This is a genomic window from Acinetobacter sp. DL27, from assembly GCF_055810995.1.
On record NZ_CM147947.1, the window covers coordinates 38,396 to 57,612 of the forward strand.

The following is a 19,217-nucleotide window of genomic DNA, read 5'->3' on the forward strand; positions in this document are numbered from 1 at the left end:
TTTAGTTTCTTTTTAAAAAGGGAAGCGGTTTTTTTGCTGTATTTTTTGTGGGTTTGGGGTTATGTCAGTAAAAAAAACGACATCATTTAAAATGGATGCACTATCATATTCGGCGTTGGCTTCTGCTTTGTTGTGTGTACAGCAAAGCTATGCAGCAATGCCGATGGCTGGTGAAATCATTCAAAACATTGCTTATGCATCATATTCCATCAGTGATGAAAATGGTGGACAACTCCTGCTAAAAACCCAATCCAACCCTGTCAACGTCACTGTAAGTGAGTTTTATGGCTTACAGTTACATGCGGATACTTTAAAACAGGTCGAAGCTGGGTCAAAGGTGATTTGGTTAAACTCACTTGCGAACCTGAGTAATACAGAAGCTTGGATTGATTTTACAACGCTTCCGAATGCTGATTTATCTAATATCAAAGTGTATTTAGATGCCAATGATGATGGTGTTTTTGATGTTTCAGAAATCCTCATCACCAATGGTCTACTGTTACAGCCTAATCAAAATGTCCACTTATGGATTGTGGCGGATACGTCGACACAAACAGCTGATCAGGCATTTGTTGATTTGCCATTAACGGCACATATGCGTGAACAACCTGAGGTTCAGGATGTCGCGAAGAATCCTGCACAGGTCATTCAGCCTAAATTAAAAATAGAAAAATCAGTTGATCAAACCATTTTACAAAGTAATCAGCAGGCTCAGACCATTCAGTACACTTTAAATGTATCGAATGCTGCGCTTTTACCTGTATTACCAACACAAGTACAAGTTGATGGTCAAACTGAATCTTTGGTGATTGTTGAAGATCCTCTTCCAGCCAATACGGTTTTTGAAAGTGTAGAGGTCCTTGAAAAAAACCAAAATGCTCAACTTTTATATCGTTTAGCAGAAGGTGAATATACGCGTGGTTTACCTGCCGATAAAACTAAGGTGGGTTATGCAGTTGTCGGGTTTACCGATAGTTTTAAGTCACAACAAAAAAGTACGATACGTTTAACAGTTAAAACCAACCCTAACTTAAGCTATACCACACTTTTAAATGAAGCTTATGTTTTACATGGTTTGTCGAATATTACCCATAAGAAAACACTTTCAAATCAAGTGAAAACCCAAATTTTGGGGCAGTCCATCATTGAAAGTACCACTTCGGATTTTTCGCACAGCCTTTACACGGGCAAAGTGAATGAGCCGCTTTATATTAAAACCAATGCCGCGATTTGTAATGCCAACCGTTTCATAAGTGATCAAGTTCGCGTGCAAATTAGCTCACGATTAACGGGTGATGTGGTTTATATCAATGCCGTTGAAAGTGGTGAAAATACAGGTATTTTTCAGTTTGATTTGGCAACGGAAGAAAGTACAAATAAAAACTTAGCTGATCAAATTTTACAAACCGTAAAACGTGATCAAGCGAAGATCCGTTTAACGGACTGCCTAGATGCAAATGGAGCATCAACTTTAAAGCTGGATAATGTTGAAACTCAGGTTTCAATAGATCCTTATGGGATCGTTTTTGATGCAAAAACAGGAAAGCCTGTTGCAGGTGCAACAGTTACGCTGGTCAATGAATTTGGAAGGCCTGTAGCAGAGAATGAAGCGTTTGAAATTGACCGCAATACAGGTGAATTAAAACCATTTCCAACGCAACAAGTAACCTCTGCATCGGGTGAATTTGTTTCACCATTGGTAAAGGGCGGCAGTTATAAACTTTTAGTCGATACGTCGACTATTTCAGGACAACAATATACTTTTGCCAGCGACCAAGTTGTTTATCCGATTGATTCCTTTAATGGCAAGGATGTCCACGCAGAATGGTCGTACGGGGGGACTTTCACCCTGACAGAAAATAGTCCTGCACTCAGTATCGATATTCCAATTGATCCCTTACTTTCAACATCGGGGTTGATGGTTCAAAAGACTGCGCGAGACTCTTCGGTTGAATTGGGCGATTTTACTAACTATAGCATTACGGTGACGAATCAAGGCGACGTCGTTGCTGCGGACGTACAGTTGCAAGATACTTTGCCTCGTGGGTTTAGCTATGTCGCTAATACAATGCGTGTTAATGGTCAACCTGTGGCTGATCCTAAAGGTGGAAAAGGACCGTACCTGAGCTTAGGTTTGGGTGACTTAGCAGTGAATAAGAGCACCAAAATTGAGTACCGTGTTCAAATTGGGCCGAATGCTTTAAATGGTGACGGCATCAATCGTGCGAAAGCGGTGGATGCTTATGGTCTAAGTTCAAATGAAGCGCAAGCAAAAGTCAAAGTCAAGACGGGTGTTTTTAGCTCTGATGCATTTGTAGTGGGGAAGGTCTATACCGACTGTAACCGCAACGGCATGCAAGATCAGGGTGAGTTGGGGGTGCCGGGTATTCGTCTCTTTATGGAAGATGGCAGTTATATCATTACGGATCGAGAAGGTAAGTACGATTTTTATGGTGTATCGCCGAAGACTCACGTTTTAAAATTAGACCGCACGACCTTACCTGCTGGTGCTGAAGTTATTATCCAGTCTAATCGAAACGCGGGAGATCCATCGAGCCGTTTTGTTGATGTAAAACGTGGCGAATTACATCGTGCGGATTTTGCGATTGCCAATGATGCAGAGCAATGTTCTGCACCACTACTTGATGCAGTCAAACAGCGTCAAGACAAGGTGAATCAAGGTAATTTCAATCTTGAAAAGGCCATTAATAAACAGTTATCGATTGATGCGCCAACTTTTATTGAAAAAAGTACACGTTCCGATCAGATAACGGGCTGTTTGGCTACAGAGGGTGAACAAGACTGCTTACTCGGTAAAAATGGATCTGTGACTAAGCCTAAATCACAAGACTTAAGTTTAGAACCAATTCAACCGATGGGAGTGGTGAGTTTAGAAGAATATTTACGCCGTGCAGATAGCAATGCTTTACGTATTTTAAACTTGAATGAAGGGCAATTGCTGAAGTTCAATCAAACCACCATTCAGTTACAAGGCACTGCGGGTGCAACACAACGTCTGTCAGTGAATGGAAAAATCATTGATGACAAACATATTGGTAAGCGTGCGATATTGGCGGAGCAGCAAAAGCAAGGTTTGGAATATGTCGGTGTACCTTTAGAAACAGGCTCCAATACCCTCTTAGTTGAACAGCTAGATCTGATGGGAAATGTCCGTGAAGCTCAAACTTTACAAGTCATTGTACCGGGACAAGCACATCATTTAGAGTTACAACAACCAATTGCAGCAGCTGTAGCGAATGGTCAAGATGTCTTAAGTATTGCGGTAAAGATCAAAGATGAACAGGGTGTTTCTGTTCTGACCCGAACTCCGATCACTATTGCAAGTGATATAGGTGTGATTGATTTAGCGGATGCCAACCCAAATGAAGCGGGGCTGCAAACGTTTATTGAAAATGGTGAGTTGATTATCCCAATACTCGCGCCAAATATGCCAGGACGTGGCACTTTAATGGTCAGTAGCGGTTTAATTCAACAAGAAATTGATATTCAATTTACGGCAGATTTACGTCCACTGATTGCAGTAGGTTTAATTGAAGGCAGCATCAATTTTAATCATTTTGACCGTGAAAAATTGCATAGTGTGACGAGCAATGACGGCTTTGAAGATGAACTGAAAGAAATTGCAGATTTGGGAGATGACACCACTGTTAATGGGCGTGCCGCTGTTTACTTAAAAGGTAAAGTCAAAGGGGATTATTTACTGACGCTTGCTTATGATTCAGACAAGAGTTCAAAGCAGCGTTTATTTCGTGATATTCAGCCGGATGAATACTATCCAGTTTATGGTGATGCTGCATCCAAAGGCTTTGATGCTCAGTCGACCAGTAAGTTGTATGTTCGTTTAGACAAAGGCCGCTCTTATGCTATGTATGGTGACTATGTCACGCGTACTGAACGAGATGAAGGTCTTTCTTTAGGCCAATATAACCGTTCATTGACAGGTGTCAAATTAGGGCATGAAGGGGACAAATTCCAAGTGTCCGCTTTTGGTGCTCAAACCAAATCACGCCAAGTGGTGACAGAAAACCGTGCTATGGGGATTACAGGGCCCTATAGTTTAGGTGCGATTTCAAATGCTCTGATTTTAGAAAATAGTGAAAAAGTTGAAGTCTTGACACGAGACCGTAACAATCCGGGTCTGATTATCAATCGACAAGTATTAACGCGTTTTGTGGATTATGAAATTGATACCTATAGTAATAGTATCTATTTAAAAGAAGCAGTGGCGAGTGTCGATAGTGACTTAAATCCGAACTATATCCGTATTACGGTTGAAGCTGATGAAATTGGTGAAGAATATGAAGTTGCAGGCTTAAGCTTCAGTTATGTATTTCCAAGCCATTTAAAAATAGGGGGGGCTTTTGTACAGAGTAATGATCCGCTGCAAAAAGAACAGATTTCAAGTGTGAACGCGGTCTTGAAGGTCGGGGAATATGGCAAGCTCATTGCTGAAGTGGCGCAATCAGAAAATACCAGTTCTGCTGATGATCAAGTGACACAAATAGGACAAACCGATTCTTTGGCTGAACAGCAGGGCAATGCAGTACGAATTGAATTTGAATATTCAAAGGGAACCAATAATTTACGTGCCTATCATCAGCAAGCTGATCGTGGTTTTCAAAATGATGCGGCAACCATCAGCGCAGGTCGCATGGAGAGTGGAATTAAGGCGACATCACAGGTTGCGCACGTCGGTTTAGCACGGCTTGAGGCGATTCGCACGGAAGATCAGGTGAACCAAGGCGTGCGCACAGGATTATCTGCGAGCTTAGAACGCAACTTTTTTAAATTGCTTGCTGTGGAGTTGGGTATTCGTCTTTATGATGAAAGCCAAGCTGGTGCAACACTTGCCACTGATCATACTGATGCCTATAACGGCACTACAGCTCGTATTAAATTTACAGGGCAATTGCCTTGGAAAGGGGCAAGTGTATTTACCGAGTATGAGCAAGACTTATCTGATGCGGACAAGAAAGTCCTGACGTTGGGTGGTCGTGTCCAAGTTGCTGCAAATACAGAACTCTATGCACATCATGAATTGATTTCTTCGATAGATGGTCTTTACTCGATGAATAGTACTGAAGAAACCAATAGTACTGTGGTGGGTATCAGCAGTAACTATATGAAAGATGGTTCAGTTTTTAGTGAATATCGTGTTGCAGATGGCTTGAGTAATCGTGAGGCTGAAGCTGCGATTGGTTTAAAAAACCGTTGGGAAGTACAACCAAAAGTTTATTTGAGTGGTAGCTTTGAGAAAATTAAGAGCTTATCTGCCGATACTGAGAATAATAGCGATTCCACTGCTGCAAGTCTGGGGATTGAATATTTAGCCAATGAAAACTGGAAAGCAACGACACGTTTAGAAGGACGTCGTTCAGATGATTCGGATACCTTGATCAATACTATAGGTTATGCACGTAAGCTCTCGAATGATGTAACTTTTTTGACTAAAAACACCCTGAACTTTATTGATAACAAAGGTGTAGATCAGGGCGATCATTTACGTAACCGTTTCCAATTGGGTTTGGCATGGCGTGACTTTGATCAAAATAAATTAGACGTTTTATCTAAAGTTGAATATTTTTATGAAAATAACGAAACAGATTTAGAAGCTGCATTTAAACGTGAGGCCTATGTTACATCGACGCATGTGAACTATCACCCTAATCGTCAGCTCACATGGTCGGGACAGTACGCGGCGAAGTGGTCAGTTTTTGATGAACATAATGTCGAAAGTGATACTCTAACGCAGTTACTCAGTGGTCGTATGATTTACGACCTGAATGAACGCTGGGATATGAGTCTACAAACTGGGGCATTGTGGGCGAATCAAGGCGCTGGAACTCGTTATTTAGCAGGTGTTGAGGTTGGATATTTATTGGCAACGAATCTTTGGGTATCTGCTGGCTATAATTTTATGGGCTATCAAGATGCTGAGCTCGCCAATACCAGCTCAACAGGTGAAGGTGCATATTTACGCTTTAGATTTAAATTTGATGAAGACCTGTTTGGTCGCCGTAATGGCATGATGAACCCTGCTCTAGAACCTCAAGGAGGGCGATAAGATGCCAAAGACCTTGAAGGGTATCGTCGTTGGTTTGTTCATGTTCAATGGCCTATCGAGTGCGATGGCAGAACAATCAATCAACTCAGTCCCACATGTTCAACAATTGGCTCAGCAGGTCGAGGCTGAGTTGCATGGGACAGATCCATTACTTCGCTATCATGCCTATAAAGCCAAAATGTGGTTGAGCTATGCGAAGAGTGAAATTTCAGTACAAGGACTAAGCAGTGCAGGGCAGGAAGCACTTCAGCAGGCTCAAATTTTAGTGGATGGATTCAATCAGCCTACTCAATTATCTCTCACCACCCCTGTTTTAAGTATGGCACAGGTCATGCGTCGTGATCTTTGGGTTCAGCTAGAGTATCTAAAGAGGCAGGGTGCGATCCTTGTTGCCCCAGAGCGTTTGGCGCAAGCCGAGGTTACTCTCGTGTGGGCAGCAGTTGAATACTGTGAACTGGGTTGGCGTCATGCTCGCGAGCACTTTCAAGCAGCGGAGCGTACGATTTTTCAAGTCCAACAGCAGTTGCCTTATGTGGTGATGACCTCTGATGCGTTTGACCTACCCACCTTGGTGCAACTGAATGGACACGGCTGTCAGGGCGTAAATGCACAATATTGGCCACTTTTAAATACCGCTCAAATTCAAGTTCCGAGTAGCCGCAGCAGTGAAGGAAATCAAAAATGAAAAAGCATTATTTCACTCGTGTTTTGCTTGCTTCACTATGTGTGACTTCTACTTTGAAAACCGTAGCTGCAGCTGATGTTGCTGCCTCATCTGGAGAGGTTTCAATTCAACGAAGCTTTGTAAACCTTAACTTTAGTCAGCCTGATATCAGAGGGTATTCTTCATCAGGAGCAAAACTGGCTGGAAATACAAACACTTCACAAACAAATGTATTCTTAACTGAGGCCGAAGTTCCTGGTTGGAGAACGACACACCCTATAAGAGCTGCGGGGACATGGAATCAAGCTGGTCGATTAATTGAAATATGGAGAGCGGCAGGTGCAGCAGCACTTCCTAATACTTCTAATGACCAATATGCTGAATTAAATGCTGATGCAATCTCTGCTCTCTACCAAAATGTTTGTTTATTTGGTGGAGAACAATTTACTTGGTCATTTAAACATGCTGGTCGAAATTTAAATACTGCAGAGTCGTTGAAATTTCATATTGGTACAATTACTGGAAGTTCAATTAGTAGCCTTCAGACGATTGTTTCCGATACTGTTACCCGAACTAGCTCGCAAACAACAATGAGTACACGCTGGAAGAGTGTCAGTGTCGGGAATACAGCAGAAACAGTACGAGGGGGAATTCCTACGACAGGTGGTGTGTATTCTTTTATTTTTGAGGCAACGAATGGTTCAACTGAAGGTAATTTCTTAGATGAGATTAAAATTGGTTTAAAACCTGCAGTTGAGTTCAGTGCAAGCTCGAATAAATATTATGAAGGAAATGATAATACTTCAGGAAAAACACAAGCTGTGCCTTTTAATATTGTCGGGCAAATCTTAAGCCAAGATGATATGCCTACACTGAACTTTAAAGTTGACTATCCTCCTAACTATAGTGGTGTTAAAGCGGTTTATGGCGTTAATTATAAATTATACAAACAGGATGGGACGGCTTTAGTTGAGCTTGGCAGTACAGATGGTTTAAGTAAATCTAACCAAAACACCTCCATTACCTTTAACTATACGCCTGTTTACAATAGTGCTTTGGACTATACCAAAGGCGTACAAGTCAACGGTTTGGTGATTGGTATTTTAGGCAATACCACCGTCAATGCTGATATCACGGTTCCTTTTTCTTTTGCTCTGGATCCTACGAGTAAAGCCATAGCCACATCTTTGAGCTCTTGTGGCAATAGTCAGGCAGATGTCAAATTTGACTTAAACATTCAAGAAGATGACGTTGACCTTTCGGTGGTGAAAGCGCTGACCAGCGATTCACAGACCATTAAAGATCGTTTGGTTTCTTATACGTTAGATGTTGAAAATAAAACTACCGTTCAAGCCGATAGTGTGTTGTTACGCGATAGTTTTAAAAATTTACAACGTATAACAACCACTGGCAGTAATCAGACCACTTTGATGTGTGAAGACTTAACAGATGGGACCAGTAAAGCATGTCCAACGCAGTGGACGGATGCCAACGCACTCACAGCACTCTTCTCCAATACTGCGGGTACGGGGCTGAGCCTTGGTGATATTCCAGCTAAGGCCAAGTATCGATTCACCATTAAGAACCTACAGGTGACAGATACGGACACATCAACCAATGGGCAGACGGTAAATACAGCCACCATTGAAACCACAGTGATGTCTGACTTTGAGCCAAGCAATAATATCTCGACAGTTCAAAAGCCGATTATCGGCAAGAGTGATTTGTCCAATAACAAAGCGAATGCGCCTACGACAGAAACAGGCGTAGGCATTTTTAATATTGCGCAAGGTGGACGAACAGGTGCTGCTTTACTCATCAAGTCAGCAGACAGCACGGCGAAAGTTTATTTTCCTTTAAATCTTCAAAATGACAGTGCTTTTGCACAAGACTATAAGTTATATGCATCTAGAACATCCGTTGAGCCGACATTAAATAACACCGATTATTCAACTTTAGTACAAAGTGGCATTAACCCTTTTACCTCCGGGCTTAGAGTTGAGTTTTATCCATTGACCACTGAGCAATGCAAAGCTGGAATGACAGGGCAGAGTATTAGCCAACTTAATATTTCAGCCAAAACTACAGCTCAGGTTTGTGCTGTGGTAAGCGTATTACCTTCAGCAAGTACTAGCACCAACATTTGGTTTGCCATTGAATCGGTACAAACGGGTTTTGGTGATGTCATTTTAGATGCGGTCAGTTCACTGCAGGCGCAACAACGTCAATTAATTTTAGTGAATGATCAGCAAGCACAGATCCGGACAGGCGGAACTTTTGTCTTTGCACATCGCTTAACCAATCAGGGCCGTGTGACTGAAAGTGGCATTAAGCTCAGTGTTAATCTGCTAAAACCGAATGATGGATTTTTATACACTTTATTTATTGACCAAAATGGTGATGGTCTTTTAGATGGGGGGGATGTGATGGTGAAAGATTCGGATCGTTATCAGTTACAAGCGGGTGAACAAAAAGCAATTTTGGTCAAAGTGGAAGCACCGACCAGTGCTGTGAATGGTATGACCAGCCAAGTCGAGTTGATTGCGACACCAGACAATACCAATCAAAGCTTGAGTTTAAGCCCAATCTCAAACAAAGATTTGGTCACGATTGGCATTAATCAAATCACCTTACATAAAACGCAGTTCAAACAGCCGGGATGTACGGATATGTCTGCTTTACAAGTGGTGAATGCAGCGTATCAAATCGGAAGCACGCAAATTGGTCGTAATGATTGTATTGTTTACCGCATTATGGTGAAAAATATGGGGGAGTATCCTTTAACCAATGTTGAAGTTAGCGATATGTACCCGGCGTACACTACCCCTTGGAATTCGAATAATATCCTCCCTATGAAAGAGTCTGGGGAAAAAGTTACCCCTCAAGGTAAAAGTGTCTCAACCATTTTTACCGAGCTATTACCGAATCAGCAAAAGAGTCTGTATTTTGGAATTCGTTTACAGCCATAGGGTCTTGTAATCCAACCTCAATTTTAAATAAAAAAACCGAGTAAAATTCACTCGGTTTTTTTATGAATGTTTAATTTTGGGGTTTGATAACAGGGACCATCAAGATTTATTTGCTAATCTCCATCCATGAAAAAAGGAGCCTTTCAGCTCCTTTTATTTTTAAATCTTTTCAATGCGACAATAATAAAAACCATCGCCACGCCCTACTTGTGGGAGTAGTTGGCGACCATGAATCTGCTCAACACCCCAATCGGCATCAATTTTAATTTCTTTCGCATCCGTATGTTCAGCAAAGAAGTCGACCATTTGCTGTTCATTTTCAGCTTTCAAAATCGAGCAGGTGATGTATAGCAATGTGCCGCCGACTTTGAGTTGTTGCCACATATTTTCAAGAATTTGCTTTTGCAGCTGTACCGTTTTAGCAATATCGCCCGATTGACGCAGTAAACGAATATCGGGATGGCGACGGATTACTCCAATGGCAGAACAGGGTGCATCGAGAACGATACAATCCGCCAGTTCAGGCGATGTCCATTTCACTGCATCGGCAGTGATAATGTCGACATACTTTTCATTTAAAGCCAAACGCTCTAAGTTTTCAGAGACACGTTTTAAGCGCTTTTCATCTTGGTCGAGTGCAATCAGTTTTTTCGGCTGATACATCTCTAAAATATGCGCTGTCTTGCCGCCAGGTGCTGCACAGGCATCAATTACAAATTTGCCATTTAAGTCTGGCAACAAGGTTGCACAAAGTTGCGCATGTTCATCTTGTACTGAAAAACCACCTACTTCAAAACCCGGTAGGCTTGGGATATGCAGACTGTCATCCAACACAATACCGACATTCGAAAGTTCACAGGCGTGTGCTTCAATGCCTTCATCTTCTAAAATTTCAAGATATTCGTCACGGCTGACTTGTAAGGTGTTCACTCTTAAGGTTAAGGGTGCAACTTGTTTCAGCTCATAGCTGATTTCAGCCAGTTGCTCGCCCCAGTCCTTTTTCAAACGTTTGGATAACCAACTTGGCAAATTTGAGGCTTGTTCTAGAACATCGTAGAACTGTTCCGTTTCACGTGTTGCACGGCGCAAAATAGCATTCACCACACCACTTAAGCTTTCCATCCCCAATTGTTTGGCTGCTTCTACCGTTTCAGAAATCGCGGCATGCGCTGCAACGCGGGTACACAGCAATTGGTATAAACCCACATATAAACAGGTTTCAACGACTTGGTTTTCCAGTGGCTTAGTCAACAACGGTAAAGTCACTTGTTTAAGCGCATGCCATTGGCGTAAACAACCAAGAACTAACTCATGGTACAAGGCACGGTCTTTGTCAGACACAATCGCCATGTGTTGCTGAAGCACCGATGCCAGTGATTGACCATTTTGGACAGCCAATAACGTTTTAACAACCTGAGCACGTAAGTTTAGAGTCTTACCTGAGGCGTGGGGAGATTGTTTCATTATAAAATTTGTCCAATATTCAGTTTTTGGGTTTGTAAAATTTGTACGGCATTTAGGGGTTTACCCCCCGGCCATTGCAGAGAGCTTAAACACACGGCTTGCTCATCGCCACAAGCCACATGAACACCTTGTTTATCGATGGCTAAAATGGTCCCTGCAGCTTGAGCTTGGGCATTTTCTTGAGACAACATCGAACCCCAAACGCGCAGATTATTGCTTTCATCCAGTGCGATAAATGCGACAGGCCATGGGTTAAATGCACGAATATTACGGTCGATTTGCACCGCTGTTGAAGTCCAATCAATTTGCGCTTCAGCCTTAGAGAGTTTGTGTGCATAGACTGTCAGAGCTTCATCTTGCACTTCGCGGTTGTCTAAATAGTGCTGTAATATGCTTTCTGATGCTAAAACTTTGACCGTCGCTTCGGCCCCTTGTTGTGCCAATTTATCATGCAAGCTTGCAGAGGTATCGGTAGCTTCAATCGGACAGTAGGTTTTATACATCATATCGCCCGTATCCAAACCTGCGGCCATTTTCATAATGGTGACCCCAGTTTCGGTATCTCCAGTAGAAATTGCGCGTTGAATAGGCGCTGCACCTCGCCAGCGTGGCAACAGTGAACCGTGAATGTTCAAACAGCCATATTTAGGCGTATCCAAAACCACTTGCGGCAAGATCAGGCCATAAGCCGCCACCACCATCACATCTGCATTTAAGGCCTTAAGTTCAGCTTGAGCAGACAGACCTTCTTCGGTGGAAGACTTAAAATGCAGTGGTTGATAGACAGGAATATCATGTGCTAAAGCCAACTGCTTCACGGCTGAGGCGGTAAGTTTCTGCCCACGACCTGCTTTACGGTCAGGTTGCGTATAGACGGCTACAATTTCGTGTTCTGTTTTTAGGAGAGCGTCTAATGCCACAGCCGCAAATTCGGGCGTGCCTGCAAAGATGATTTTCAAGAAATACTCGGAAAAAGGATAAGATTAAAACAATTATAGCAAAACTCGAGCAGCTACAGATTTATCCTGCATAAAAAGCTGATAGAGTAGTTCTAACTAGATGATGTGCGAGAGTTTTATTCAAAAAATAGAGAAAGGGCCCTTGATAGCGTATCGCTCAAAATTTGTATTTCATATAAATAAAACTCATGCAAAATTTAAAAATTATTCATAGAAGTTTTGTATTGCAGGGCGATTGAACGCGTTATAGTAGTTTCTATATGCAATTGAATGTCAGCTCATCGGTTAAAATGTAGCACGCAAACTTACTGCCTTCGATAATTTAGGTTGAGATGCCTAAAAACGAGATTTACGCAGAATGCGAATATGCTATGTTTAAATTTTTGACAGTTTGACACTCTCAGAACTCAGATTTTAGCCAGAGTGAATGTGGACATTCATCTCAAGCACAACTATGTTGGAAAAGTACAATGCCTGACTATCGTTCAAAAACATCAACACACGGAAGAAACATGGCGGGTGCGCGTGGCTTATGGCGCGCTACGGGGATGAAAGATGAAGACTTTGGTAAGCCGATTATTGCGGTAGTCAACTCATTCACTCAATTTGTACCGGGTCACGTTCATTTAAAAGACTTAGGTCAACTTGTGGCACATCAAATTGAGGCAGCAGGCGGCGTAGCCAAAGAGTTTAATACCATTGCGGTCGATGATGGTATTGCGATGGGCCACGATGGCATGCTGTATTCATTGCCTTCACGTGACCTCATCGCAGACTCAGTGGAATACATGGTCAATGCACACTGTGCTGATGCGATGGTGTGTATTTCGAACTGTGACAAAATTACCCCGGGCATGTTGATGGCGTCTATGCGTCTGAACATTCCTGTGGTGTTTGTCTCTGGTGGGCCGATGGAAGCGGGTAAAGTGAAAATCCGTGGCAATGAACATGCGATTGACCTTGTCGATGCCATGATCGTCGCAGCAGATGACAGTTTCACTGATGAAGAAGTGGCTGAATACGAACGTTCAGCTTGTCCAACCTGTGGTTCATGTTCAGGCATGTTTACTGCAAACTCAATGAACTGTTTAACCGAAGCTTTGGGACTATCGCTTCCGGGCAATGGTTCAACCTTAGCGACCCATGCGAATCGTAAAAAATTATTCGAAAAAGCAGGTCAGTTGATCGTTGAAATTACCAAACGTCATTATGAACAAAACGATTACAGCTTGTTGCCACGTTCAATTGCCACCAAAGCAGCCTTTGAAAATGCTATGACGCTGGATATTTCAATGGGTGGTTCAACCAATACCGTTCTTCACTTATTGGCGGCAGCAAATGAAGCAGAAGTTGATTTTACCATGACGGATATTGACCGTTTGTCACGTAAAGTCCCTGTACTGTGTAAAGTGGCTCCTGCCAAACAAGATGTGCACATGGAAGATGTACACCGTGCAGGTGGCATCATGTCGATCTTGGGTGAATTAGACCGTGCAGGTTTGTTGGATACTTCTGTACCGACCGTTCATGAAAAAACGCTAAAAGATGCCTTGGATAAGTGGGACATTATCCGTACTGAAGATGAAGAAGTGTATCAATTCTTCCGCTCAGCACCGGGTGGTGTACCGACGCAAACGGCATTTTCACAAGACCGTTACTACTCTCGTTTAGATGGTGACCGAGACAATGGCGTCATTCGTAATGTTGAACATGCTTTTTCTCAAGATGGTGGTTTGGCTGTTCTGTACGGCAACATCGCACTTGAAGGCTGTATTGTAAAAACTGCTGGTGTGGATGACTCCATCTTGAAATTCAACGGTACAGCCCGTGTTTTTGAAAGCCAAGATGCTGCGGTAGAGGCGATTTTAGGTGGTAAAATCATGGCTGGTGATGTGGTTGTGATTCGTTACGAAGGTCCACGCGGTGGTCCGGGTATGCAGGAAATGTTGTATCCAACCAGTTACTTAAAATCGAAAGGTTTGGGTAAAGATTGCGCTTTACTCACCGATGGTCGTTTCTCAGGTGGTTCATCTGGTCTGTCTATTGGTCACGTGTCTCCTGAAGCAGCTGAAGGTGGTGCGATTGGCTTGGTTGAAGACGGTGACCGTATCGAAATTGATATTCCAAACCGCACCATTCACTTAGCGGTGGATGAGGCAACCATGGCTGCGCGCCGTGAAGTGCAAGAAGCTAAAGGTTGGCAACCTGCTGAACAGCGCCCACGTAAAGTCTCTAAAGCCTTAAAAGCCTATGCGATGCATACCACGAGTGCGTCTAAAGGTGCAGTACGTGAAATTTAATCGCTAGTCTTTTGTCTTGTCCTGAAATAGATTGACAGTATTCCACTTCAAACCGAGTTAAGCAATTAGCTCGGTTTTAGTTTGCTCATACATCTGATTCGGGGTGTTCATATTTAAACTTAAATGTGGTCTATAGTAATTATAAATCATGATAGATTCCGTAATTAAGTGATCTAACTCCTTCATGGTTTGACATCGTGTAGTTAAAAACTCCTGCTTTAATATTCCATTAATCCGCTCTGCTAATGCATTTTGATATGAGAAACACTGTTTCGCAAGTGCGCCATCTGTCATGGAAGGACATATCCCATAATGGCGCAATGCCGATTGATATAGCTCAGAGCAATACTGAGAGCCTCTGTCTGAATGATGAATCATCCTAGTCGCTCGATCCGTCACATGCTGCATCGCCATATGTAGAGCCTGCATAACATTCTCCGCACGCATATCATTCGATAACTTATAACCTTTAATCTGACGGGTATAAGCATCTGTCACCAATGATAAATAATGTACGCCTTCAGCACTCTCAACATAAGTAATATCACTAACAAAGACTTCGTTGGCTTGCACTGCTGAATAATCCTTTAATAAATTTGGATGCTTCTTCATCCAATGCTTGCTATCCGTAGTTTTTGTATAGCGACGCTTGGGGCGAATCAATAAATTATGCTCTTTCAATATTTTAAATAACTGATCCCGTCCACACTTTAAACCACGCTGCAACAATTTGCCTTTAATAAGCCAATACAACTTACGTGTTCCGATACTTGGCATGAGACAACGATATTCCATAACCAACTCAAGTATTTGTTCAGTTGTTTGTGCAGTCATTTGAGCACGTTTTTCTGCTTGATAATAAGCTTGTCGGGTGATTCCCAACCACTGACAATAACGTGAAACGCTTAGTCCTCTTTGGCTTTGCCAATCTTTGAAACGTGCTCGGTATACTTTTTTCCAAGATCAGTCCCACATTCTTTATCAATGTGATAAATCACATCCTGAATAAATTCAGTTTTAAGCTTTTCTGCGGCTAACTGCTTTTCTAATTGGCGGATTCGTTGTTGGGGTGTTAATTGGCGTTTAGAAGAAGTCGGCATATTCGAAGTCCAGTCCTGTTGTCCGTGCTTGCGTAACCATACCAGCACAGTTGATCTTCCTTGAATACCATATTTTACCTGAGCTTGTTTATAAGTAATTTGCCCTTTTTCTACTTCATGTACAACCATCATTTTAAAGGCAAAGCTATAATCACGTTGTGTACGCTTAACTCTTTGTTCTCGTTCATGTTCCATAAAATAAGCCTCTTAAAGGTGTAAACTTATTTCAGGACGGGACATTTGAATGATTAAAAAGAGCACTCCATTTGGGGTGCTTTTTTATTGATTGATGAAAATAGCACAGTCGCATTTTACAGTACGATTTGCACTTTTATTGCGTAGACGAGGTTTTACTTTTGACGGCACAAAAGTAACAAAACACCTTTGTTTCCCTGCCATACAGTGAAACAGCGACATCCATGTCGCTTCATCATGTGACCTGATTTGGATAAAACAACAATAAATGGGTTCATGTAATACCTAGCGAGTCGCTTTCATGTGTAGCCTGCTTTCTATACAATAAAAACTGAAAAAATTGCCAAGACTGTAGAGCAATACGCAGCCATCGCTAAGGACAAAGACAATGAGTAAAGACAATATTCGTGAACATTCAGCCCCTGTTTATGAGGGTATTGAAAATGCGCCTGCACGTTCCATGATGCGTGCAACAGGCTTTAAAGATTCCGACTTTACCCGTCCCTTTGTCGGTATTGCGTCTACGTGGGCCAATGTCACGCCGTGTAATATGCACATTGATGGTTTGGCACGTGAGGCCGAAAAAGGAGTCAATCAAGCTGGCGGCAAAGGCATTATTTTTAATACCATCACGATTTCAGATGGTATTTCTAATGGCACCGAAGGCATGAAGTATTCATTGCTGAGCCGTGAAATTATTGCAGACTCGATAGAAGCCGTGGTGGGTTGTCAGGCCTATGATGGGGTGATTGCCATTGGTGGTTGTGACAAAAATATGCCGGGTTGTATCATGGGCTTAGCCCGTTTAAACCGTCCGGGTTTGTTTGTTTATGGTGGGACAATCAAGCCGGGCGCAGGGCATACTGACATGATTTCTGTCTTTGAAGCAGTGGGTCAGCACGCCAAAGGTGAAATCAGTGCCATTCAAGTTAAACAGATTGAAGAAGTGGCGCTGCCAGGGCCGGGTTCATGTGGCGGTATGTACACTGCAAACTCGATGGCTTCTGCGATTGAAGCCTTGGGCATGAGTTTGCCGGGCTCCTCTGCACAAGAGGCGGTTTCGGATGACAAGCGGATCGACTGTCAAAAAGCAGGTGAAGCGGTGATGAATTTGCTGCGTTTAGACCTGAAGCCACGCGACATTATGACCAAAGCCGCATTTGAAAACTCAATTAAAGTGCTGATTGCCTTGGGTGGTTCAACCAATGGCGTGCTGCACTTACTGGCAATGGCACATACTGCTGGGGTTGAACTGAGTTTGGATGATTTTGTCCGTATTGGGCAAGATATTCCCGTGGTGGCAGATGTGCGTCCATCTGGCAAATATTTGATGTCTGAGTTGATCGCGATTGGGGGCATTCAACCGTTGATGAAGCGCATGTTGGATGCTGGCATGCTCGATGGTTCATGTTTAACCGTAACAGGAAAGACCTTGGCGGAAAATTTGGCTGAGGTTGAAGACTATCCAGAGGGTCAACAGATTATTTTACCGTTCGACGCGCCAATTAAAAAAGACTCTCACTTGGTGGTGCTTAAAGGTAACCTGTCTCCAACAGGTGCTGTGGCTAAAATTACCGGCAAAGAAGGTTTGTATTTCGAAGGGCCAGCACGTGTCTTTGAAGGTGAAATTGGCGCAATGCGTGGCATTTTAGATGGTGAAGTTCAAGCGGGTGAGGTGGTGGTGATTCGTGGTGAAGGGCCTAAAGGTGGACCGGGCATGCCAGAAATGCTGAAACCGACCTCAGCGATTATTGGTAAAGGTCTCGGTAAATCAGTGGCACTGATCACCGATGGTCGTTTCTCAGGAGGTAGTCATGGTTTTGTCATTGGTCATGTCACCCCAGAAGCCTATGAAGGTGGGCCAATTGGTTTAGTGCAAAATGGCGATAAAATCTCGATTAATGCAGAAACCCGCGAAATGACGTGGCATGTTTCGGCAGAAGAGATCGCAGCGCGTCAAGCCGCGTGGGTGAAACCGCAACCGAATTATCGTTATGGGGCTTTGGCCAAGTTTGCAAAACTGACCACTGGTGCGGAAAAAGGCGCGGTAACTGATCTAAATTTAGATGTCTAATTGATCATTTTGCTGTGAATTGATATAAACCCTTGTAGTACTTTCAAGGGTTTAATTTAGAGGCTTTGCTCATGTCACTGTTGCGTCGATGGTTCGATCCGATTCGATCGCGTTGGTTTTACCAAAAACCGATTCGTCAAACGGTCGTATCTACTGAACAAGGCTTGAGTATTCATTTACGCCTCGACGATGTATATAGCTATTTAGCGGTTCAGCAGTTACCACAAATTGAAGAAATTTTAGCGGACGAACTGAAACCATTGAAGGTGGTCATTTCAAGTCAAGCTGCTGAACCGCCGAATCAAATGTCGGCTTTGGAGTGGCAAACTTATTGTTTAAATGATGCCAAAATTCTGTCGCGTCAGCACCGTTTTAGCTTTCATGAAACGCCAGAACAACCCAGTCCAGAGGCGCTGAGCCAAGCGGAAACTATCTTGCGGCATACGCCGCTGCGTGGGCAGGACTTTTTGTATTTGCTTGAAGATGTGTTTCACATGCTGTGGCAAAAACAAGAAGGTAAGCTGCGCACCTTATATGCGATGGCCAGCCGTCATCATCAAGAGCAACATTTTCCAGAACGTATTTTTAATGATGATGCGGTACTGGCCAGTTACTTCCAGCTCGGTGACCGTCAGTATCATGCCGTCGATGATCTGCTGCGTTTAACGCGCCGGTTAAAACAACAAAAATTATTTACCGATAACCCAATTTTCTTGATCAATCATATTGATTGGCGTGAGCATTTGATTAGTGATGCTGAAGAGTTAAATGAAATTCAGGCACTCGATCCAGAGTTAGACCTATATGTTGCGCTAGAAGATCCAATTTCATGGTTGTTATTGGCTTATATTAAAGAAGAACTGGCCGATTATTATAATATTCAGCTCAATGTCTACCCGCTCAGTTATCACGGTCGAGATGGGTTTGATTGGAGTTTGGCAACGCGTTTATCCAAACGGACAGAAATCAAATTCACACCGTTTTGCCGTCCGACGCAAGCAGCCACTTTGGCGATGGCACAGTTATTTTATAGCGTGCCTGAAGAGCAGCGCGTTGATGCCATGTATCGGATTTTGAAAGCCGTTTGGACCCAAGGCAAAGATTTATCCTTTAAATCGCATTTTGATCAACTGATGCAAGAATTGGAAATTGCAGCATTGATCACCGAAGATGTAGAGGCCAAGCTTCAAGAAAATGACATGCTCTGTGAAATGAAGTCCCAGCCTGACTTCCCTGTGATTGAACTGCGTGTGGATGGGCAGAGCTATGTCTTTAATAGTCTGTATCGCGTCTGGATGATTGAAAGTATTTTCAGTAATGTGCTGGAAGATCAATATAAAACCGACCCTGTGGATGAAAGCGAAGGCTGAGTTTTGTATACCTCTTATTGAACAAAACAGTCCAATA

The 19,217-nt window shown here is 42.9% G+C and carries 9 protein-coding genes; 6 read left to right on the plus strand and 3 right to left on the minus strand.

The window, feature by feature from the left end; translation table 11 throughout:
• Positions 1 to 61: 61 nt before the first annotated feature.
• Genes AC0KVP_RS00160 through AC0KVP_RS00170 form a run of 3 tightly spaced genes read left to right on the plus strand, consistent with a single transcriptional unit; the run spans position 62 to position 9,718 of the window.
• Complete coding sequence (locus tag AC0KVP_RS00160) at positions 62 to 6,085, plus strand: SdrD B-like domain-containing protein (protein ID WP_473338108.1); 6,024 nt, start codon at positions 62 to 64, stop codon at positions 6,083 to 6,085.
• A 1-nt stretch (position 6,086) separates the two neighbouring features.
• Positions 6,087 to 6,770, plus strand: coding sequence for a hypothetical protein (locus tag AC0KVP_RS00165; protein ID WP_062032118.1), 684 nt, complete (start codon positions 6,087 to 6,089; stop codon positions 6,768 to 6,770).
• Positions 6,767 to 9,718 carry a hypothetical protein gene (locus AC0KVP_RS00170; RefSeq protein WP_473338110.1) on the plus strand — a complete coding sequence of 984 codons (2,952 nt, stop codon included), beginning with the start codon at positions 6,767 to 6,769 and terminating at the stop codon, positions 9,716 to 9,718. The genes AC0KVP_RS00165 and AC0KVP_RS00170 overlap by 4 nt, the downstream gene beginning before the upstream one ends.
• Positions 9,719 to 9,877: 159 nt before the next feature.
• On the opposite strand, the gene rsmB is transcribed toward AC0KVP_RS00170, so the two are convergent.
• Positions 9,878 to 11,182, minus strand: a complete 1,305-nt coding sequence (gene rsmB / locus AC0KVP_RS00175; protein WP_004691874.1) for a 16S rRNA (cytosine(967)-C(5))-methyltransferase RsmB — start codon at positions 11,180 to 11,182, stop codon at positions 9,878 to 9,880.
• Positions 11,182 to 12,141 (minus strand): methionyl-tRNA formyltransferase, encoded by a 960-nt coding sequence (gene fmt / locus AC0KVP_RS00180; protein ID WP_473338113.1) that lies wholly within the window; start codon positions 12,139 to 12,141, stop codon positions 11,182 to 11,184. The genes rsmB and fmt overlap by 1 nt, the downstream gene beginning before the upstream one ends.
• 470 nt (positions 12,142 to 12,611) lie before the next feature.
• Here fmt and ilvD (AC0KVP_RS00185) point away from each other — a divergent pair, with 470 nt between their 5' ends.
• Positions 12,612 to 14,441, plus strand: a complete 1,830-nt coding sequence (gene ilvD, locus AC0KVP_RS00185; RefSeq protein WP_473338115.1) for a dihydroxy-acid dehydratase — start codon at positions 12,612 to 12,614, stop codon at positions 14,439 to 14,441.
• A 57-nt stretch (positions 14,442 to 14,498) separates the two neighbouring features.
• Here ilvD (AC0KVP_RS00185) and AC0KVP_RS00190 read toward each other — a convergent pair.
• Positions 14,499 to 15,736, minus strand: a protein-coding gene (locus AC0KVP_RS00190; protein ID WP_473338117.1) for an IS3 family transposase whose coding sequence is annotated in 2 segments (ribosomal slippage) — positions 14,499 to 15,400 and positions 15,400 to 15,736 — 1,239 coding nt in all. Because the reading frame shifts where the segments join, the coding sequence is not laid out codon by codon here.
• A gap of 388 nt (positions 15,737 to 16,124) precedes the next feature.
• Between AC0KVP_RS00190 and ilvD (AC0KVP_RS00195) the strand changes: the two genes are divergently transcribed.
• Positions 16,125 to 17,810 (plus strand): dihydroxy-acid dehydratase, encoded by a 1,686-nt coding sequence (ilvD, locus tag AC0KVP_RS00195; RefSeq protein ID WP_004691869.1) that lies wholly within the window; start codon positions 16,125 to 16,127, stop codon positions 17,808 to 17,810.
• 71 nt (positions 17,811 to 17,881) lie between these two features.
• Positions 17,882 to 19,180, plus strand: coding sequence for a hypothetical protein (locus AC0KVP_RS00200; RefSeq protein WP_004978435.1), 1,299 nt, complete (start codon positions 17,882 to 17,884; stop codon positions 19,178 to 19,180).
• Positions 19,181 to 19,217: the final 37 nt, after the last annotated feature.